The sequence below is a fragment of the Peribacillus sp. NPDC055009 genome, assembly GCF_053608705.1.
The window spans coordinates 1-20,957 of record NZ_JBSGVZ010000006.1 but is presented as its reverse complement, the minus strand read 5'-3'; the positions used below and the strand labels follow the sequence as shown (position 1 = coordinate 20,957).

Annotated in this window: 19 protein-coding genes, 2 rRNA genes and 1 riboswitch; of the genes, 1 reads left to right on the top strand and 20 read right to left on the bottom strand. The window is 42.6% G+C overall.

Features of this window, described 5'->3' with window-relative positions:
* Positions 1-47: 47 nt before the first annotated feature.
* The 5 genes from pcrA to ACWF5P_RS11305 all read right to left on the bottom strand — a co-directional run bounded on the left by pcrA (position 48) and on the right by ACWF5P_RS11305 (position 6,427).
* Positions 48-2,294, bottom strand: coding sequence for a DNA helicase PcrA (gene pcrA, locus ACWF5P_RS11325; RefSeq protein ID WP_101225015.1), 2,247 nt, complete (start codon positions 2,292-2,294; stop codon positions 48-50).
* A 61-nt stretch (positions 2,295-2,355) separates the two neighbouring features.
* Positions 2,356-3,039, bottom strand: coding sequence for a heptaprenylglyceryl phosphate synthase (locus ACWF5P_RS11320; RefSeq protein ID WP_063235730.1), 684 nt, complete (start codon positions 3,037-3,039; stop codon positions 2,356-2,358).
* 220 nt (positions 3,040-3,259) lie between these two features.
* Entirely contained in the window at positions 3,260-3,574 is a 315-nt protein-coding gene (locus ACWF5P_RS11315; RefSeq protein ID WP_034306094.1) for a YerC/YecD family TrpR-related protein, read from the bottom strand.
* A gap of 26 nt (positions 3,575-3,600) precedes the next feature.
* On the bottom strand, positions 3,601-4,638 hold the full coding sequence (locus ACWF5P_RS11310; protein WP_101225017.1) for a DUF3048 domain-containing protein: 1,038 nt from the start codon (positions 4,636-4,638) through the stop codon (positions 3,601-3,603).
* Between the two features lie 43 nt (positions 4,639-4,681).
* Entirely contained in the window at positions 4,682-6,427 is a 1,746-nt protein-coding gene (locus ACWF5P_RS11305; RefSeq protein WP_101225018.1) for an adenine deaminase C-terminal domain-containing protein, read from the bottom strand.
* A gap of 147 nt (positions 6,428-6,574) precedes the next feature.
* Here ACWF5P_RS11305 and ACWF5P_RS11300 point away from each other — a divergent pair, with 147 nt between their 5' ends.
* Entirely contained in the window at positions 6,575-6,841 is a 267-nt protein-coding gene (locus ACWF5P_RS11300; RefSeq protein WP_434168354.1) for a YgaP-like transmembrane domain, read from the top strand.
* A gap of 49 nt (positions 6,842-6,890) precedes the next feature.
* On the opposite strand, the gene purD is transcribed toward ACWF5P_RS11300, so the two are convergent.
* The 15 genes from purD to ACWF5P_RS11225 all read right to left on the bottom strand — a co-directional run.
* Positions 6,891-8,165, bottom strand: a complete 1,275-nt coding sequence (gene purD, locus ACWF5P_RS11295) for a phosphoribosylamine--glycine ligase (RefSeq protein WP_434168353.1) — start codon at positions 8,163-8,165, stop codon at positions 6,891-6,893.
* A 19-nt stretch (positions 8,166-8,184) separates the two neighbouring features.
* The gene (gene purH / locus ACWF5P_RS11290; protein WP_230177955.1) at positions 8,185-9,720 is read right to left on the bottom strand and encodes a bifunctional phosphoribosylaminoimidazolecarboxamide formyltransferase/IMP cyclohydrolase; all 1,536 of its coding nucleotides are present in this window, start codon (positions 9,718-9,720) and stop codon (positions 8,185-8,187) included.
* A gap of 18 nt (positions 9,721-9,738) precedes the next feature.
* Positions 9,739-10,314 carry a phosphoribosylglycinamide formyltransferase gene (purN, locus tag ACWF5P_RS11285; protein ID WP_101225021.1) on the bottom strand — a complete coding sequence of 192 codons (576 nt, stop codon included), beginning with the start codon at positions 10,312-10,314 and terminating at the stop codon, positions 9,739-9,741.
* The gene (purM, locus tag ACWF5P_RS11280) at positions 10,314-11,339 is read right to left on the bottom strand and encodes a phosphoribosylformylglycinamidine cyclo-ligase (protein WP_034306111.1); all 1,026 of its coding nucleotides are present in this window, start codon (positions 11,337-11,339) and stop codon (positions 10,314-10,316) included. Before purM ends, purN begins: the two co-directional genes overlap by 1 nt.
* 42 nt (positions 11,340-11,381) lie before the next feature.
* Positions 11,382-12,797 carry an amidophosphoribosyltransferase gene (gene purF, locus ACWF5P_RS11275; RefSeq protein WP_048680621.1) on the bottom strand — a complete coding sequence of 472 codons (1,416 nt, stop codon included), beginning with the start codon at positions 12,795-12,797 and terminating at the stop codon, positions 11,382-11,384.
* Positions 12,782-15,001: a phosphoribosylformylglycinamidine synthase subunit PurL gene (purL, locus tag ACWF5P_RS11270; RefSeq protein ID WP_452444886.1), complete on the bottom strand. Its 2,220-nt coding sequence runs from the start codon at positions 14,999-15,001 to the stop codon at positions 12,782-12,784. The genes purF and purL overlap by 16 nt, the downstream gene beginning before the upstream one ends.
* Entirely contained in the window at positions 14,985-15,671 is a 687-nt protein-coding gene (gene purQ, locus ACWF5P_RS11265) for a phosphoribosylformylglycinamidine synthase subunit PurQ (RefSeq protein ID WP_452444885.1), read from the bottom strand. The genes purL and purQ overlap by 17 nt, the downstream gene beginning before the upstream one ends.
* Positions 15,668-15,922: a phosphoribosylformylglycinamidine synthase subunit PurS gene (purS, locus tag ACWF5P_RS11260; protein ID WP_034306118.1), complete on the bottom strand. Its 255-nt coding sequence runs from the start codon at positions 15,920-15,922 to the stop codon at positions 15,668-15,670. Before purS ends, purQ begins: the two co-directional genes overlap by 4 nt.
* A complete protein-coding gene (gene purC / locus ACWF5P_RS11255; protein ID WP_427574502.1) occupies positions 15,915-16,634 on the bottom strand; it encodes a phosphoribosylaminoimidazolesuccinocarboxamide synthase in 720 nt (239 codons plus the stop codon). Before purC ends, purS begins: the two co-directional genes overlap by 8 nt.
* Before the next feature lie 103 nt (positions 16,635-16,737).
* A complete protein-coding gene (gene purB / locus ACWF5P_RS11250; RefSeq protein WP_034306123.1) occupies positions 16,738-18,030 on the bottom strand; it encodes an adenylosuccinate lyase in 1,293 nt (430 codons plus the stop codon).
* Complete coding sequence (gene purK / locus ACWF5P_RS11245; protein ID WP_230177956.1) at positions 18,027-19,187, bottom strand: 5-(carboxyamino)imidazole ribonucleotide synthase; 1,161 nt, start codon at positions 19,185-19,187, stop codon at positions 18,027-18,029. The genes purB and purK overlap by 4 nt, the downstream gene beginning before the upstream one ends.
* Entirely contained in the window at positions 19,171-19,659 is a 489-nt protein-coding gene (purE, locus tag ACWF5P_RS11240; RefSeq protein WP_076372819.1) for a 5-(carboxyamino)imidazole ribonucleotide mutase, read from the bottom strand. Before purE ends, purK begins: the two co-directional genes overlap by 17 nt.
* A 179-nt stretch (positions 19,660-19,838) precedes the next feature.
* A riboswitch (purine riboswitch) is annotated at positions 19,839-19,940 on the bottom strand.
* A 74-nt stretch (positions 19,941-20,014) separates the two neighbouring features.
* The gene (locus ACWF5P_RS11235; RefSeq protein ID WP_452444884.1) at positions 20,015-20,215 is read right to left on the bottom strand and encodes an NETI motif-containing protein; all 201 of its coding nucleotides are present in this window, start codon (positions 20,213-20,215) and stop codon (positions 20,015-20,017) included.
* Between the two features lie 473 nt (positions 20,216-20,688).
* Positions 20,689-20,804: ribosomal RNA gene (gene rrf, locus ACWF5P_RS11230) — 5S ribosomal RNA — on the bottom strand.
* 64 nt (positions 20,805-20,868) lie between these two features.
* Positions 20,869-20,957, bottom strand: a 23S ribosomal RNA gene (locus ACWF5P_RS11225); the annotation flags it as partial.

Genomic DNA, 20,957 nt, shown 5'->3' with positions numbered 1-20,957 from the left:
TCTAAAGTCAGATATCCCTATTCTTTACCAGTGGAAGCATATTAATCTTAAGCCTTTTCAACTGGTGCAAATTTCGCCAATAGCCGCTTGATTCCGATTGGACTTGGAAAGGCTATATCCAATTCCTTCCCTTCGCCTTCCCCTTTTACGCTCACCACGGTTCCTATTCCCCATTTTTTATGGGAGGCACGGTCACCGACAGCCCAGCCGATCTCTTCGCCGCCCGTTGCGGATGGCGCAGAAACAGCTCTTCCGAAGGCAGGCACTTTTCTTGTTGAAGCAGTTGAAGGAGATCCGGTTCTCGAAGAACTGAAAGGTGTTTGCCTAGCTCTAGGAGCCGGTTTCGGTTTTAGATCTTCAAGAAGTTCCTCTGGTATTTCACTAATGAAACGGGAAACGGGATTCATGCTCGTCCGTCCATACAATGTCCGCATTTGGGCATTGCTTATGAATAGTTCATTTTCAGCCCTTGTAATTCCCACATAAGCCAGACGGCGTTCTTCTTCCATCTCCTCTTCATCCATAAGCGATCGGCTGTGAGGGAATACCCCTTCTTCAAGGCCCAATAGAAAGACCACCGGATATTCAAGTCCCTTCGCTGAATGCAGCGTCATCAACGTTACCGTATTTGTAGCTTCTTCAGTATTCTCGTCAAGTTGGTCTATATCTGCAACCAACGCAAGGTCAGTCAAAAAGCCCACCAATGATTTGTCTTCGCTGTTATCTTCGAATGCTTTCGTAACAGATAAAAACTCATCTATATTTTCAAGGCGGCTTTGTGATTCAATCGTTTTTTCTGCCTGCAGCATCTCACGGTAACCGGTTTTCTTAATGACTTCCTCCACAAGTTCCGTTACGGATAAGTATTCCTGCTGATTTGTATAGTTAGTGATCAGCGTATGGAATTCCCTTGCCGCTTTGGTAGCCTTCCCGCTTATCCCTACCATTTCCACAGATTCCAGTGCTTTATAAATGGAAACATCATATTGATCTGCATAATCTGCCACTTTGTCCATTGAAGTTGCACCAATTCCCCGTTTTGGTACATTGATTACACGGCGAAGACTGATGTCATCATCAGGATTCGCAATAAGGCGAAGATAGGCAAGTAAATCCTTAATCTCTTTACGGTCATAGAACTTGGTGCCCCCGACTATTGCATAATTTATATTGGATTTAAGCAGAACTTCCTCCATGACACGTGATTGTGCATTTGTTCTGTAAAGTATTGCTATATCTGAATATTTCCGGCTGCCATCCTGGACTAACTCATTTATCTTTCCGGCTACGAATTGCGCTTCCCCTTGTTCATTGTCTGCACGGTAATAGAATATCTTATTGCCATCTGCATTCTCTGTCCAAAGATTTTTCGGCTTCCGGTTTTGATTGTTATCGATGACCTTATTCGCCGCTGCAAGAATCTTTTTCGTCGAGCGGTAATTCTGTTCAAGGAAAATCATGTTGGCATTCGGATAATCCTTTTCAAATGAAAGGATATTCGCGATATCCGCACCGCGCCAGCGATAGATCGATTGATCGGAATCCCCGACAACACAGAGATTACGGAAGCGTGAAGCCAGCAGTTTAACAAGCATGTATTGAGCCCTGTTCGTATCTTGATACTCATCAACATGAATGTATTGAAATTTACGTTGATAATATTCAAGCACCTCAGGTACGAGCTGGAACAATTGAATCGTCATCATGATCAAATCATCGAAATCGAGCGCTGAATTTTTACGCAGCCGTTTTTGGTATTCCGTATATACATCGGCAGTTACTTTAGTGAAGTAATCAGACGCCGTCTTCAGGTACTCTTCCGGCCCGACCAATTCATTTTTCGCTGAACTGATGCTACCCAAAATGGCACGATAATCATATTTTTTTGTATCCATATTACGGTCTTTCATGATTTGTTTTATGACCGATTGCTGATCCGTCGTATCCAATATCGAGAAGTTTCTATTAAATCCGATACGGTCGATATCTCTTCGTAAAATACGGACACACATCGAGTGGAAAGTCGAAATCCAGATATCTTCGGACGCACCGCCAAGTATGGCCCGGATCCGCTCCTTCATCTCACGTGCCGCTTTGTTGGTGAACGTGATTGCAAGGATGTTCCAAGGCGCTATTTCCTTCTCGACCATCAAGTAAGCTATTCGGTGAGTCAGCACACGCGTCTTTCCACTTCCTGCCCCAGCCATGATTAAAAGTGGGCCATCAGTTGCTTTCACTGCTTTTTGTTGCTGTTCATTCAAACCTATTAGTAATTTTTCCGCTAAATATTGCATTATCACACCACCTATACGAACATTCGTTTCTGTTTTAGTATACTATATTTATTACATGTTTTCATTTAACTGCCGAAACTGTTGCAAGTGCCACTTTCAAATCTTCATAAATCACATTGCCGACAACGATGACATCCGCAATCTTGGACATCTCTTTGGCCTGTTCAACTGATTTTATCCCACCGCCATAGAATAGTACGGTATCCTCCAAACTCTCTTTGGCAGCTTCCACCATCTGGACATCGCCATAATCACCGCTGTATTCCAAATAAAAAATCGGCAGGTTGAACATCTTTTCTGCCATCATCGCGTATGCACCCACATCATCCATATCCAAATCGGTATTGGCTTTCGTCAACTGGGCCGCCTTGCACTCAGGATTCAGGATACAGTACCCTTCAACGAAAATTTCATCCCAATTCAAAAGGTATCCATATTCCTTGACTGCTTGCTGATGCAGTTTCATCATCCAATCCGGGTTGGTGCTATTCAGGACACTCGGAATGAAATATAAATCAAACCCTGGCGTCACGGTTTCAACAGAAGAAATTTCCATCACACATGGGACGGTATATCGTCTGACACGTGCCATTAAATGAAGCACATTCTCTAGCGTGATTCCATCCGTTCCCCCGACCATGATTGCATCAGTACCGGATTCACAGACTTTCTCTAGGGCCTCATCACTTATTTCTTTATTTGGATCGAGTTTGAAAACATGTTTCCACTCGCGAAAATCGTACATTATAATCCTCCATTCACACTTCCCATTACACCATTATAGCATTAAGATTTTTCATTAAAAAAGAGAAGTATCGATAAAATGTTATTACCAAATGGAACCTCTGAATCTAAAATCCAATATAACACGGATACGGTTGAAAGACAGCCGGCAAAGAGAGCCCTGAACTCAAAATAAAAAGCCGGGAAATGAATTCCCCGGCTTTTTATTTTGATCGAAAGAATTAGGATTCAGTTGTTTCCTCAACGTTATCCTTAATACGGTTAAGTGCCATGGAATAAGCATCATTTCCGTAATTCAAGCAGCGTTTGACCCTGGAAATCGTAGCCGTGCTTGCACCCGTTTCCGTTTCGATTTTATGATAGGTTTTACCTTCTTCAAGCATGCGGGCTACTTCAAGACGCTGTGCCAGTGATGAAATTTCATTAACTGTGCATAAATCATCAAAAAATCGATAGCATTCGTCCAAATCACGCAAGGAAAGGATCGACTTAAACAGCTGATCCGTTTCTTTTCCTCTTAACTTATCAATTTGCATGTTACTCCCCCTCAATTTCATGGGTATCAAAATGAGACGTCTCCAACTAAACCAGGTTCATCCGGAATAATATTGATCCAAGTTTTCCCTGGAATCAAACCTACTTCTTTATCGTTTTTCACTGGTATAATCCGACCATCCTTATTAACCCATTCTACTTCATTCGCTTTTCCTTTTTGAAGTAAATAACCATTTCCGCCACTTTTCAAGTCGATTTTACGACGCCCTTTATCGTCGATCACTTGATGAGCAGCCTCAATGATCAATATATTATCCAGTAAAATAGGTTTATTCGATTTATGCTCGACTGTTTGCTCTCCGTTCGAATAACGTTTATATTTCTCTTCCGTGGCTTCGTATTCATACTGTACATCATACTCGTCTGATCCGTAGGAAACCTCGGTTTTCAATGCCGGTTCCCCTTGAAGTCCAGCTGCCTCTTCCTTTGTAAGGAAAGCATAATGCTCCGGTGCACCATTCAACTCATATCCCTTTTCCTTCGCGCCTTTTTGGATATCCTCAAAGGAAGTGTAGGAATTATGCGGTGCTTTTCGATCTGCCGAACGTTGAAACAAAGTACCATCATAATATAATCCGTTCAAGTTATCAATATACCCTTTGTCCAGCATGGTTTTTGCCTCGGGGCTGTTTCCATGACAGACATAGATGCAATCAAGGCCTTTTGCCAATTCGATATAATAGTCCCTTGCACTCCGGATCGGACCGATTTGGCTTGGCATTTCACTTTGGAAGATGGCTAAAAATCTGGTTATATCACCTTCTGCGAGCATTTCAAAGACGATATCCGCTTCTGAGAGGCCCGATTGTGGGCGTGCTTCCGGATGGTTATTAATCATCACTGCTGCAGCCCTGCGCTCACTGTCTTCATCGGTGGCTATACCTGTTAGTGGAAACTCATTGGAAGGTTCATTTTTCACATCTGTATTTTTGATGACAGCTTGGTCTTTCGGCTTATTGTCATCCGATGCAGAATCTTCTTTCGTAGAACATCCTGCCAGCAGTAAAATAGCAATAACGATGAAAAGAACTCTCTTTAGGTTCATCTTTCCACTCCTCTGATTTATTAGCCATTTCTTCTCTTATATTTTAACGCATTATAGTAGGAAAGAGTATAGTTTTATTCATTACATCATATACTCCTCGCTGGGTTAGCCTTATATATGGGAGATGGGTTGTCGAAAAGAACGAAAGGGTGTAAACAGGATCGGCGAAGCGATAACCTCTCTCACGCAGTAAATGTTTCAATTCATTTTCTTCTTCTATCAGTTCTGGAACCTCCTTGGTGGACATGACCCCCTTTAATTTCAGAGGAAGTTCATGAATCACCTTGCCTTGTTCCGTTAAAATGATTCCACCGCCGATTTCCTTCAGCCGGTTAAATGCCAAATGCATATCCTTTTTCCTTTTACCGATCAGTATGATGTCACCTGTATTTGTGTAAGAGCCGGCGAAGCCGCATAATTTGTCCGCAAACCCTTTTAATATCGTATTGATGCGCCATTTCCCTTCCCGATCGATAAGCATGAAAAAGCATTCATCATCCTCAAAGTTCAGTTCTTCATGGCCAACATCATTGGCAAGCGAGTACGGTTTTGTAATTACATTATTGACCAATTCAATTCCAAACGGCATGGAAAATTCAAAATCTTCCTTTAAACTAAGATCCCAATCAAGATCGAGCGGTTTAAAATCGAAATCACTCCATTCGATTTCCTGTTTATCCGGAATGATTTCACCATCCCTTTTAACCCATTTCCCTTTTGCCATTACCGAAACCGGTGCGGGTTCCTTTACATCGGTCAGGAAGTTGATGTTCGCTACCCTTCCAGTGGCAATATTGCCATGAAGGTATTCGATATTATAATAACGTGCGATGTTGATAGTTGCCATATTGTATGCATCGATGACCGGAACGCCATGCTCTATCGCTATTTTGATCAAGCAGTCTATGAAACCACCTTCATAAAAGGACGGCGGCGATCCATCTGTCGTATAAAAGAATTTGTCATAATGATCGATGCCCAGTTCATGGATTTCCCGTATCAGCTTTGGTAAATCCGGACGGATCGAAGAATGTCTTAACGATACATAATAGCCCTGCAGCAAGCGCGACATTACCTCATCACCTGTCATTGCCTCATGATCACAATCGGCTCCGAACAAGGTCATTTTTGCTAAAGTCTTCTCTGAAGCACCTGGAAAGTGTCCTTCTATTTTCTTCCTCATTCGCTTGGCTTCCTGAATCCAGTGCAGCATCATGTCATCCCCATCGAGAAGCTTCGGCCATCCAGTCAGTTCCCCGCCCTGTAATACGGCATCATGCTCCAGCCATGATTTAACGGCCCCATGGGAAAAGACCATATCTTCATCGATCAATTCCGTTTGTCCGTCAAAACGGCTCCACCAATACATTGTTACAGGAATGTTACGTAATTCTTTCAAAAGAGAAAACGCTTTCTTTTTATCTAACTGCAATAGAAACGGCAAGTTATCATTGATCAATGTCGTTGTGCCAAAATGAGATGCATAACGTGAAAAAGAAAGGGGATTATATAATTGAGAAGGGTGTGAATGCGGCTCAATATAACCCGGGACCAAGTACTGGTTTGTACAGTCTACCATTTCACAGCGGTCTATATTATCAGGAAGCTTATCGCCGACATATATGATGCGATCATCATATATCCATATATTCGCCTTCACCCATTTTCGTAATGCCTGATTTAAATAAGTCGTATTTTTAAGCAGAATGTGTGGTGCCCTATTGCCATCCAGCACATCTATATGTTCTCTTAGATGTTTATTTTTCCATCTATAGCGCTGTTCAAGCATAAAACATTCCCCCATAAGTTATTAGAAACAGATGTATGAAAAAAACCATTTTCAATCCAATTTTATTTCATAGTAACATACTTACCCCATTAGAACAGTAATGTTATCCAGAATATTGTTAAATTTTTGTGAAGGGATGGACTTTAAATGAAGTTTAAACAAAATATCAGTATAATAAATGCATTAATGCGAATTACCTGTGGTTTTACATTTTTAACATGGGCCATGGCTAAAATGGTGAAAAAACCATGGAAAAACCAATCTTACATAATCGTGGTGATGCTTTCTGCCATGAAAATAGGCGAAGGCATACTCCGCTATTGTCCTGTCGTCGATGCGATGGAAAACGGACAGAACTTGATGAAAAGTGAGCCAAAACATGAAAGTGAATCCAATCATTCTGATTCATATTAAGTTTTTTCTAAAGAAGAAGCTGACTCCGCTTAGAGTCAGCTTCTTTATATTATGATGAAAAATTGTATTTTATTGCTCGGTAGCCAATATCCGTTCGCCAAAATAAACCGTCTTTCTCAATATGCCCTAACTCTTTATATACTTCAGCTTGCGCAGAGGCCAAATCTTTCCCTTTTGCAGCAACCAGAAGTACACGTCCGCCATTCGAGATGAAGTTCCCTTCATTATTGAGAGCCGTTCCAGCATGATAAACATGGGCTTTCGGATCAATCTTTTCCAAGCCTTTAATGATAGATCCCTTTTTATATTCCCCTGGATATCCATCAGCTGCGACGACCACTCCAAGCACGGCTTCTTCATGCCATTCAAGTTGTAAATCCTCTCCAGAAAGAACCGCTTCAAGCGTATCCACGAAGTCTGTTTTTAGGCGCGGTAAAACGACTTGCGTTTCCGGATCGCCAAAACGGGCATTGAACTCAATGACTTTTGTGCCTTTTTCAGTAGCGATCAACCCGGCATATAATATTCCTGTAAAACTCCGATTCTCAGAAATCATCGCATTTACAGTGGGCTTAAGAATCGTTTCGACTGCAGTCTGGATCATTTCATCGGAAATTTGCGGCACCGGTGAGTATGCACCCATTCCACCTGTGTTCGGACCCTGATCTCCATCGAAAACCCGCTTATGATCCTGAGCAATGACCATCGGATACACTTTTTCCCCATTAACGAATGCCATCAATGAAAATTCTTCGCCATCAAGGAATTCCTCAATAACGACTTTGGCAGATGCTTCCCCGAACTTTGCCCCGACAAGCATATCATGGATGGCATCTAACGCCTCTTCCAGCGTCATAGCAACTACGACACCTTTTCCAGCAGCCAAACCATCCGCTTTTATGACGATGGGTGCACCCATTTTTTCGATATACGCCTTTGCTGAATCATAATCAGAGAATGTTTCATATTCCGCTGTCGGAATGCTATAGTTCTTCATTAAATCTTTAGCAAAGGATTTACTTCCCTCGATGACAGCAGCACGGCCATTAGGGCCAAATACCTGTAATCCTGCCTCCGCAAAATCATCGGCAAGTCCATTCAACAATGGTGTTTCGGGCCCGATCACCGTTAATGCAACTGCATTATTTTTGGCAAAGTCAACCAATTCCCCGTGATTGTTTTCATCAATTGGAACAAGAGTCGCTACATCGGTCATCCCTGGATTTCCCGGTGCTGCAAAAACAGTCCCAACCCGTTTACTTTCAAATAGTTTGCGGGCTATGGCATGCTCCCTGCCGCCCCGGCCAATTACTAGTACATTCATTATCGCACCTCGTTTTTGATTAATGTTTAAAGTGACGAATTCCTGTAAACACCATTGTAATCCCATATTCATCAGCTTTCTTGATCGAATCCTCATCTTTAACTGATCCACCAGGCTGAATGATTGCCGTGACGCCCGCTTTTGCTGCCGCTTCTACAGTATCATCCATTGGGAAGAATGCATCTGATGCCAATGCACTTCCTGTCGCTCTTTCCCCAGCTTGTTCCAGAGCAATTTTTGCAGCTCCCACACGGTTCATTTGACCTGCGCCAACACCTAATGTCATTTGATCGTTACAAACCACTATTGCATTCGACTTGACATGTTTCACGATTTTCCAGCCAAGTTCCATGGCTTTCCACTCTTCAGGTGTAGGCTCACGTTTCGTTGCCACTTTTACCTCTGCATCCTTTAAGCTATGTGCGTCCCGATCTTGAATAAGTAATCCGCCTTCAATGGATGTCAATTTACGTTCAGGCTTTTTAACCGCGTCAAAATCGATCGTTAATAAACGTAGGTTTTTCTTGCTTGTCAATACTTCCACTGCCTCTTGTGTAAACCCAGGGGCAATGATGATTTCAAGGAAAATTTCATGAAGCTTTTCCGCAGTCGCTTTATCGACTTCACGGTTCAAAGCGATGATCCCACCGAAAATGGAGGTGGCATCTGCCTCATAAGCTTTTTCATATGCTTCCAAAATGGTCGCACCGACACCGACGCCGCAAGGATTCATATGTTTGACTGCAACTGCAGCAGGCTCATTGAATTCTTTAACGATTTGAAGTGCTGCATCAGCATCATTGATGTTGTTGTATGATAGTTCTTTTCCATGTAATTGCTTCGCTTCTGCAATTGAGAAAACGGAACCAAGCGGTTTTTTATAGAATGCGGCTTTTTGATGTGGATTTTCCCCATAACGAAGCGACTGTTTCAATTCATAGGTAACAGTCAATGATTCAGGATTTTCTTCATCGGCAAGCTCTGTCATATACTCTGAAATAACTGCATCATATGCTGCCGTATGACGGAAAACTTTTGCAGCCAGGCGGCGATTCGTGGTTTTTGCTACCCCGCCGTTTTGTTTCAGCTCAGCCAATACGGTAGGATAATCATTGGAATCAACGATAACAGTCACATATTCGTGGTTTTTAGCAGAAGAACGAAGCATTGTCGGTCCACCGATATCGATGTTTTCAATAGCATCTTCCACAGTGACTTCCGGTTTGGAAATAGTCGCTTGGAATGGATATAGGTTTACACAGACAAGTTGAATGGGTTCAATGTTATGCTCAGCAAGCTGTGCTGCGTGACCTTTGTCATCATGTTTTGCCAACACTGCTCCATGGACATTCGGGTGAAGCGTTTTAACACGTCCATCCAAAATTTCCGGGAAACCGGTGACGTCACTGATTCCAATAACCTCAATACCATTTTCCTGAAGCGTTTTTTTGGTACCGCCTGTAGAAATGATTTCAAAACCTGCTTCAATTAAACCTTGAGCAAATTCTACGATACCTGTTTTATCCGATACACTAATTAATGCGCGTTTCTTCATGTTATGTTGGTCCCTCCATTAAGTAAGTTTCTTGTGGCATAGCTCCTGCAAAACTGATGGATACAAGTCATGCTCCATTTCCTGAATCCTTTTCTGAAGGATGTCTTTCGTATCCCCTTCAAGAATTGGCACTGTTTTTTGGGCAATGACCGGTCCTGTGTCCATTCCATCATCAACATAATGAACGGTTACCCCCGTTTCCTTCACTCCGGCATCAAAAGCCTGGCCAATTGCATCCTTGCCTGGAAAACTTGGCAGAAGTGAAGGGTGGATGTTCACAATCCTCTGTGAATACTTTTGTAATAATGTCGGACCGATCAAACGCATATAACCAGCAAGAATGATGAACTCTATCTCATACTGGCGAAGTTTTTCCAGGATTTCCGATTCATATTCAGTCTTGTTGGAGTAATTCTTTGCTGAAAAGGAGAAAGAGTCAATATTCTCAAGCTTTGCTCTCTCAAGCACATATGCGTCTTCACGATCGCAAACGACAAGACAGATTTCCGCCTCCAACTTTCCACTTTTTATTGCTTCAGCAATTGATTGAAAATTACTACCGTTACCTGATGCAAAGACAGCAAGGCGTTTCATTATTTGAACGACACTCCATTTCCATCCACGATCGTTCCAATAATTGAGGCTTCTTCACCGCAAGACTTTAGGTGGGCTAGCACATCCGATGCCACTTCTTTTTTGACGACAGCCGTCATCCCAATACCCATATTGAAGATATTGAACATTTCCTCTTTTACAAGGTTTCCTTTTTCTTCAAGGAATGAAAATATAGTTGGAATTTCCCAGCTTCCAAGCTCGATTTCAACACCGCATCCTTCAGGAAGGATACGCGGAATATTCTCGATGAATCCTCCACCGGTGATATGGGCAAGACCATTAACCTCAAATTTTTCCAACGTCGATAAAACGGACTTCACATAGATTTTCGTCGGTTTTAATAATTCCTCTCCCAACTTGCAATCCAGTTCCGGTACGAAGTCATGAAGCCCCATACCTGAGTCTTCAAGAAGGATCTTACGAACAAGGGAATACCCATTACTGTGTATGCCGCTTGAAGCGAGTCCAATAACGACATCACCAGCCGAGATCGCTTCACCAGTAATCAGACGTGATTTTTCAACGGCACCTACAGTAAAACCTGCCACATCGTATTCTTCCGTCTCATACATGCCCGGCATTTCAGCCGTTTCTCCGCCGATTAAAGCACAGCCCGCCTGCTCACAGCCATCTGCAATTCCTTTGACGATCATTTCAATTCGTTCAGGATCTGCTTTACCGCAGGCAATATAATCTAAAAAGTATAAAGGTGCAGCACCTTGAACGACAACATCATTGACGCACATAGCTACACAATCTACTCCAATTGTATCGTGTTTATCCATCATGAACGCCAACAAAAGTTTTGTACCCACTCCATCCGTACCAGAAATGAGCACAGGTTCTTTAAGGTTCAAGGAAGATAAATCAAACATGCCGCCGAAACCGCCCAGACCATTCATTACTTCTGGACGAAATGTGCGCTTTACATGTTTCTTCATTCGATTTACCGCTTCATAACCAGCCTCAATATCCACACCAGCCTGTTTATATGCATTAGCCATTTGAAATCCTCCTCCGAAAATCAATCATCATTGCCGACTTGATTAACATTTTGTTTTTTCTCGTTCGTATTCAAAAATTTCAGTCGGATAATTTCCGGTGAAACAAGCTAGGCATGAACCGCGCGTTTCTCCAGGAAACGGTCGTCCAATCGCTTCGACCATACCTTCGACACTTAAAAAAGTTAAGGAATCAGCTTCAATGATTTCCCTTATTTCCTCCACCGATTTTGAGCTTGCAATCAGTTCTTCCTTTTTAGACGTGTCTATGCCATAAAAACATGGATTCTTGATCGGTGGTGAGCTGATTACTACATGCACTTCTTTCGCTCCGGCATCTTTTAACATGCGGACAATCCTTCTGCTCGTTGTCCCACGGACTATTGAATCATCAACCATTATGACCCGCTTGCCTTCCACTACCCCTCTTACAGGTGATAGTTTCATCTTTACGCCTTGTTCACGCAGACTTTGTGATGGCTGAATGAAAGTCCTTCCAACATAACGGTTCTTTATTAAACCCATTTCATAAGGAATGCCTGCAGCTTCAGCATAACCAATCGCTGCCGAGATGCTGGAATCAGGTACACCTGTAACTACGTCTGCTTCAATTTTGGTTTCGAGTGCCATTTGCTTACCAAGGTTTTTACGTGCCGTATGAACATTGATACCATCAATATTGCTATCCGGACGGGAAAAATACACGTACTCCATCGTGCACATTGCCTGTTGGCTGGAAAGCGAAAAGTATTCGGATGTGATTCCCTCATCATTAATGACAACCAGTTCTCCCGGCTCAATATCGCGGATGAATTCTGCACCTACAATATCAAGTGCACATGTTTCAGATGCAGCGAAATATGCATCGCCTATTTTCCCCAAGGAAAGTGGACGGAAGCCATGCGGATCTCTTGCCATGATCATTTGGGTTTCGGTCATGATGACAAAGGCATAGGCTCCCTTCAGCATGCTTAAACTGTTCTTCACGGAATCTCTTACATCCGAGTAGCCGGAGCGTTTAATCAGATGTGCCAGAACTTCCGTATCAGAGGTCGTTTGAAAAATGCTTCCTTGTCCTTCAAGCTGTGCTTTTAATTGATGGGCATTGACGATATTCCCATTATGAGCAAGGGCCAGCCCCCCTGTATGAGAATTGAACAGGAAAGGCTGAACATTTTGATACCCGCCGCCGCCTGCCGTTGTATAACGGACATGGCCTATTGCCGCTTTACCGCTACCGGAAAGTGCCTGCATTTTTTCCGCAGTGAATATCTCTGTGACAAGTCCTTCGCCCTTAGAGATGGACATCTGCTCACCATCCGTCACGACGATGCCCGCTCCCTCTTGACCACGATGTTGCAAGCTATGCAAACCGTAGTAAGCAAGCTGCGCTGCATCGGGATGTCCCCAGACTCCAACAACACCACACTCTTCGTTTAGGCTTCTTATTTCAGCAAGCATGGTATGGCTCCCTTCCAAGCTGTTTGTAAATCTTCAACGTCCGCTTCCAACACTTTGCTATCACTTGTTGCTACGACTAATTTATTATCAGCCGTTACTGAGCCTATGCAAATCGCATCTTCAACAAGAGCTTCAAATGACGCTTGATTATCAGGATTGATGGACAGTAAGAATCGTGATTGCGTTTCACTGAATAATTCAGATACAGGTTCCCCGGATATATTCACTTTTGCCCCTAGTTTGCTAGCCCCGAATAAAGATTCAGCTAAAGCCACTGCCAAACCGCCTTCCGAAAGGTCATGGGCTGATGCAACAAGTCCGTTTTGAATTGCCGTCAGAATTTGCTGCTGACGTTTTTGTTCAAGGTCCAAATCAAGTTCTGGAGCGCGTCCAAAGATTTTACCCTCGAGCATTTTCTGTAATTCACTGCCTCCGAATTCAACTTTCGCTTCACCGACCACGTAAATCAAATCGGATTCATTTTTAAATGTTTGTGTTGTGATGTGCTTAAGGTCATTGACTAGACCAACCATTCCAACTACAGGCGTCGGATAAATCGCTTCACCATTCGTTTCATTATAAAGGGAAACATTTCCGCCGATTACAGGAGTACTTAAGCTTCTGCAAGCTTCACTCATACCGTCTGCCGCTTTTTCCAGTTGCCAGAATATTTCTGGTTTTTCTGGATTCCCAAAGTTCAAGCAATCTGTAATCGCTAAAGGTTCCGCACCCGAGCAAATGATGTTACGGGCTGCTTCAGCCACAGCGATTTTGCCGCCTGTTTCAGGATCTAAATAAATAAAGCGGGAGTTACAATCCGTCGTCATGGCAAGGGCTTTATTCGTACCACGTACACGCACTACCGCTGCATCCGATCCAGGTGAGACGACTGTATTCGTGCGGACCATGTAATCATACTGGTCGTAGACCCATTCCTTACTCGAAATTGTCGGTTGCTTCAATAGTGATACCAATGTTTCTTTATAATCATCAATGACTGGCACTTCTGCCGTCATGCTTTGGAAGTCACGGAAATATTGCGGCTCTGCAGATGGCTTGTGATAAATAGGAGCTTCTTCAGCCAATGCATCAACCGGAACCTCAGCAACGATTTCACCTTGATGGGAAAGGGTTAGGTTTTTATCATCCGTCACTACACCAACAGCAACCGCTTCTAGGTCATATTTCGTAAACAAGTCGACGATTTCCTGTTCGCGTCCTTTAGTGACAACGATCAGCATCCGCTCTTGTGATTCAGATAGCATCATTTCATATGCTGTCATTCCCGTTTCACGCTGCGGTACCAAATCCAGGTTCATTTTTATTCCTGAGCCAGCTTTGCTCGCCATCTCGGCAGATGAGCTTGTAAGACCTGCTGCTCCCATATCCTGAATGCCAACAAGGGCATCATTTTGAATCAATTCAAGGCATGCTTCCAAAAGCAGCTTCTCCATGAATGGATCGCCTACTTGTACGGCAGGCCGTTTCTCTTCCGAAGACTCTGATAGCTCTTCAGATGCAAATGTTGCTCCATGAATACCATCACGTCCAGTTTTGGCACCCACATACATCACTGTGTTGCCCACTCCATGCGCTTGGCCTTTTTTAATGTCCTTATGATCGATCAAACCGACACACATTGCATTGACAAGAGGATTTCCTTCATACGATGGATCAAATTGAATTTCTCCGCCGACAGTTGGAATTCCGATACAATTCCCGTATCCTGCAATCCCTGCAACCACTTCTTTAAATAAATATTTCACACGATCATTGTCTAGCTCACCGAAGCGAAGCGAGTTCAACATCGCAATCGGACGGGCTCCCATGGAGAAAACATCACGGATAATTCCGCCGACACCGGTAGCAGCACCTTGATAAGGCTCTATTGCCGAAGGGTGGTTATGACTTTCAATTTTAAAAACGACAGCCTGATCGTCACCGATATCAACGATACCTGCCCCTTCACCAGGACCTTGTAGCACTTTCTCCCCTGTAATCGGGAATTTCCTTAAGATGGGTTTTGAATTTTTGTAGGAACAATGCTCTGACCACATAACCGAAAACAATCCAGTTTCCGTATAATTCGGCAGTCTGCCTAAGATTTTCTCCACCATTGCAAATTCATCATCGGATAGTCCCATTGTTGCGTACAATCGATCCGATTTAATTTTTTCCGGACTTGGTTCAAGCTGTAATAACATGTGATTCCCTCCAGTTTTTTACGATGGATTGAAAAATCTTTAAGCCGTCTTTACTGCCAAGCAGCGAATCAACAGCACGTTCGGGATGAGGCATCATTCCGAGGACATTTCCTTGTTCATTTGTAATTCCCGCTATTTGCTCCAAGCTTCCGTTTGGATTTTCACCATCATACGTGAACAAGATGCGGTTATTTTGTTTTAATTCAGCCAATGTCTCATCATCGCAGTAGTAATTCCCTTCACCATGTGCAACAGGGATCGTAATCGTTTCATTTAATTCATATCCTGTCGTGAACATCGATTGGTTATTTTCAACCTTCAGTCCTACATAGCGGCAAATGAATTTCAAGCCTTCATTACGGCGCATCGCACCAGGTAAAAGTCCTGCTTCAAGTAAAATCTGAAAACCATTGCAGACACCCAATACAGGCTTTCCTGCTTGTGCCGCTTTTACGACTTCTGCCATTACATTCGAAAATCTTGCAATTGCTCCAGAGCGTAAATAGTCTCCATAAGAGAAACCGCCAGGAAGAAGAATCCCATCATACTGATCTAGATTGTCTGTAGAGTGCCAAACATACTCCACTTCTTCCCCCAGTGCATCCTTTATCGCATGGTACATATCGACATCACAATTGGAACCAGGGAAAACTATGACAGCAAATTTCATTGGGTGATAACCTCCTCAACATCATAGCGGTAAGCTTCAATTACCGTATTGGCCAATAGTTTTTCACACATTTCCTTTACAAGTTGATCTAAATCACGATCCGTATCCTTAATTGTAAGTTCAATGTATTTCCCCACTCGAACATCACTGACTTCGTTATAAGTCAAACTATGAAGTGATTGTTGCACTGCTGCTCCCTGTGGATCTAGTACACTTTCGCGTAGTGTGATATATACTTTAACCTTATACATGTTGAGTGCCCTCCAACTTTGCTAGTATTTTTTCGTAAGCATCTGTTAAACTTCCTAAATCACGGCGGAATACATCTTTGTCTAACTTTTCGTTTGTTTTAATATCCCATAATCGACAGGTATCAGGTGAAATTTCATCTGCCAGCAGAATGTCTCCATTCGAGGTTTTACCAAACTCTAATTTAAAATCAATCAATTTAATGTCTAACTCTTTAAAGAAGGAAGTTAAGACGATACTGATTTCTTCTGCCTTTTCTTTTAAAATCGCTACATCTTCCTTGCTTGCAAGTTCCAATTCTTCAATATGGTCTTCCGTTAACAGAGGATCGCCGAGTTCGTCATCTTTATAGTAAAACTCAATCAGCGTTTTCTTGAGCGGCTGGCCTTCTTCAATGCCAGTTCTTTTAGAAAAACTGCCGGCAGCCGTATTTCTGACAACGACTTCAAGTGGAATGATGGATACCCTCTTGACTAGCTGCTCCCGGTCGGAAAGCATTTCAATAAAATGGGATGGGATATTCTCTTGGGCAAGCTTTGAAAATAGTAAGCTAGTAATTTGATTATTCAACTTACCTTTTCCGGCAATCTCTGACTTCTTCTCACCATTAAACGCTGTTGCCGAATCCTTGTATTCCACCCAAACTATTTCACTGTTGTCCGTTGCAAAAATCTGTTTCGCTTTTCCTTCATACAACAATTCTCGTTTTTCCATCTGTCCAGACCCCCACATTGTGAATATTATGAATCTTCCTGCCATTGATCAGGCTTGGCAAACATATCACCGTTTAGAGGTGCCATGTTTGCCGCCTTCACTTTTATAAACCTAAACGATCAAAGATTACATCAACATTTTTCAGGTGATGTGTAGGATCGAAACAATCATCAAGTTCTTCTTTCGTAAGCAAGCTTGTGATTTTATCATCCTTTTCGATCAGGCTTCTGAATGGAACCTGAAGCTCCCATGCTTCCATCGCTTTCGGCTGAACCGTATCATAAGCTTCTTCACGGACAAGTCCTTTATCGATAAGGGAAAGCAGTACACGTTGTGAGAAAATCAATCCAAGCGTACGGTCCATATTGCGTTTCATATTTTCTGGATAAACGGTCAAGTTCTTCACTATGTTGCTGAAACGGTTCAGCATGTAGTTTAATGCGATCGTTGCATCCGGCAAGATGATGCGCTCAGCAGAAGAATGCGAAATGTCACGTTCATGCCATAATGGCACATTCTCATATGCTGTCATCATGTAACCGCGGATTACACGAGCCATACCCGTCATATTTTCAGAACCGATTGGATTCCGTTTATGAGGCATTGCCGAAGATCCTTTTTGTCCTTTTGCAAAGAATTCTTCCACTTCACGTGTTTCACTTTTTTGCAAGCCGCGAATTTCAACTGCGAATTTTTCAATTGATGTCGCAATTAAAGCCAATGTGCTCATATAATGTGCGTGACGATCGCGTTGCAATGTTTGTGTTGAAATTGGCGCTGCTTCAAGGCCAAGCTTTTCACAAACGAATTTTTCAACGAACGGGTCGATGTTTGCGTAAGTTCCGACAGCTCCAGAGATTTTCCCAACCTCAATGTTCTTTCTAGCTTCTTCAAAACGTTCTACATTTCGCTTCATTTCTTGATACCAAAGAGCCAGTTTCAACCCAAAAGTGGTCGGTTCAGCATGAACTCCATGTGTACGTCCCATTTGAACCGTGTATTTATGTTCTTTCGCTTTATTTTTCAGGATCTCCACGAAGTTATTTAAATCCTTGGCAAGTATCTCATTCGCTTGCTTTATCACATATGAAAGAGCTGTATCCACCACATCAGTGGAAGTCAGTCCGTAATGGACCCATTTCCGTTCTTCTCCCAATGTTTCAGAAACCGCACGTGTAAAAGCAACAACATCGTGGCGTGTATCTTTTTCGATTTCATTGATACGGTCTACATCGAATGTAGCATTTTCACGAAGAAGCTTCACATCTTCTTTAGGAATGACACCTAGCTCAGACCATGCTTCACAAGCTAAGATTTCAACTTCCAACCACGCATTAAAGCGATTCTTTTCTGTCCAAATGTTTCCCATCTCTGGGCGGGTATAACGTTCAATCATTTTACTTCCTCCGTTTCAACCTGTTGATTCCATATTTTGCTTCGATCACTTTCCAAAAGAGCTTCCTCAATCGTTGGACGTAAAATATTCACATGACCCATTTTCCGCTTAAGCTTGGCTTCTTTCTTACCGTAAAGGTGAACCTTCCAATCTGAAAGCGTCGGAATTTCATCCATTAAGGGCTCGATATGCTCACCAAGGATGTTTATCATTACCACAGGCTTCAATAACTCCGTATTGCCGAGCGGCCAATTGCAGACAGCCCTTATATGCTGTTCGAACTGTGAAGTCTCACATGCTTCCATTGTATAATGGCCTGAGTTATGAGGTCTTGGCGCTAATTCATTAATGATGATATCATCCTGAGCGGTTAAAAACATCTCGACCGCCAATGTCCCCACCAAATCAAGTTTCTCTGCAAGCTGCAAAGCTTCATTAATAGCTTTCCGTTCAGCTTGTTGACTAATACGGGCGGGAACAATGCTTTTATGAAGAATGTTTTCAACATGAATGTTTTCCGCAATCGGAAAATGACTTGTCTCGCCATCTGCCTTACGCGTCACGATAATGGATATTTCTTTTACGAAAGGAATCCAGGCTTCCAGCACACATATACCTGTTTTGAGCAGGGATTCAGCCTTTTTGATGTCGGCTTCTTCCTTAATGACCAACTGCCCTTTTCCATCATAACCGCCCCGCGTCGTTTTTAACACACTAGGGTACCCTAATTTCTCTATATGAAGGTGAATTTCTGAAATATCCTGTATTTCCTGATATGGAGCAACGGAAGCTCCTGCATCAGATATGGCTTTTTTTTCAGTCAGTCTATCCTGTGTCAGCTTTAATAATTCTGAGCCCTGTGGAAGAAATGCATGTTGCTTTAACCAATCCAGTGCTTCTGAACTGATATTTTCAAACTCGTATGTTATGACGTCACTGACCTCAGCCAACCTTTTCAATGCTTCGATATCATCATAAGCACCAGTGATTTCAATATCCGCCACTTGAGCACATGGACCTTCTGCTGTCGGCTCAAGGACCGCTATCTTAAAGCCAGATGCCTTAGCCGATAAGGCCATCATCCTGCCCAATTGTCCACCGCCGATTATTCCAATGGTCTGTCCCGGTAAAATGATTGTATTATTTAAGTTGTTCACTGCTCTGTAACACCTTTTCTCTGGTTTCGTTTCGTAAAGCCTCTAACCTATCGGCAATGTCAGAATCAAAAGCTGCTAATATTTGAGCCGCAAACAAACCGGCATTGACTGCGCCCGCTTTTCCGATCGCAACCGTTGCAACCGGTACGCCACCAGGCATTTGAACAATCGATAATAACGAATCCATCCCATTTAATGCCTTCGACTGTATTGGAACGCCTATCACGGGGACAATCGTTTTAGCGGCTGTCATACCTGGAAGATGTGCAGCCCCGCCTGCTCCGGCAATAATCACTTTTATATCTCTATCTTTTGCACTCTCTGCATATTCAAATAGTAAATCCGGCGTCCGGTGGGCGGAAACGACTCTTTTTTCATAGGGAATCTCAAGTTGTTCCAATGATTCACAAGCGTATTTCATCGTTTCCCAATCCGAGACACTTCCCATAATAACCCCTACTTGCGGTTTCATATCATCTTTCCCTCCAACACTCATATTATGGCGTCCCGGGTATGCAGACGGACGCTTATCATTTTTATCTATAACATGTAAATTAAAAAACCGGACAGGTTGCTTCCTCATCGAGAAAGCAACCTGTCCGGAAAAGAAAGCCCTTTTGAAAAAACAAAAAGACTTGGCTAGTTTCCGAAATAGTCAGATGCTTTTCTCATAGTCCGATGATTTACGGTCATCAGGTAGAAACTTTTGGGCCATATCCCCATGATTATATGAGATGTATTAATGTAACTTCATCTTACCTTCCGGCCATTTTAATGTCAAGTTAAAATCGAATATTTTTACATGATATTAATTAATCGTTCGTGTTTTACTCAATTAATTTTGCTTCGAATACAATTTTTCGATCAACTGGCACATAATGGACCTTGCCATTCTCGATTCTCTCGGCAAAGATAGGCTCTTCCGTTCTCCTTACAGGAAAGTACCCCGCCACTTTAATTCGATCTAAACATGCATCAATTGTCTCGCCCTCGATAACTTCAAACTTTTCCTTACTCTTTTTACCCACAGTACCGATTCCTTCCATAATTCTATTTTTTCTGTCTTCTTCTTTAGCATCCAACTTGCATTATTAAAATTATTAAATTCTTCCCAGTATAATGAAAAGAACAAGTAAAGACAAGTTACATTTCAAAAAAGAGGATTACATTATAATGAAAATTCCATAATGCCTAAGATTATGATATCCCTGTCTTCCGTAAAAGCACCTGCACCCATAAATTATACATCTCCTTCAATATCCTACCCTTCTTCCCCTCTCAATTACCATAGCCTTATTCATGAAATTAACCCCTGCTCCATATTCGTATCTTGCTCTCGCGAATTATTTCAATTCAAGTAAGACCTATTTTAAAAGTCAGCTTTTGTAATTTGAGAGGATTTAACGCAGGTCGATTAGATGTAATTTACGTCACTCCTCCCTGAAAGCCGAAAATATTGCAATACAAAAAAAGACCAGCCTAATGGCTGATCTTTTGAATGGCTTGGCGGCGTCCTACTCTCACAGGGGGAAACCCCCAACTACCATCGGCGCTGAAGAGCTTAACTGCCGTGTTCGGAATGGGAACGGGTGTGACCTCTTCGCTATCGCCACCAAACATATAAGGAACGTTGTTCCTTCAAAACTAGATAATAAGAAGGTATTTCATTTTTTAAAAAGCGTTGGTTAAGTCCTCGATCTATTAGTATCAGTCAGCTCCACATGTCGCCACGCTTCCACCTCTGACCTATCAACCTGATCATCTTTCAGG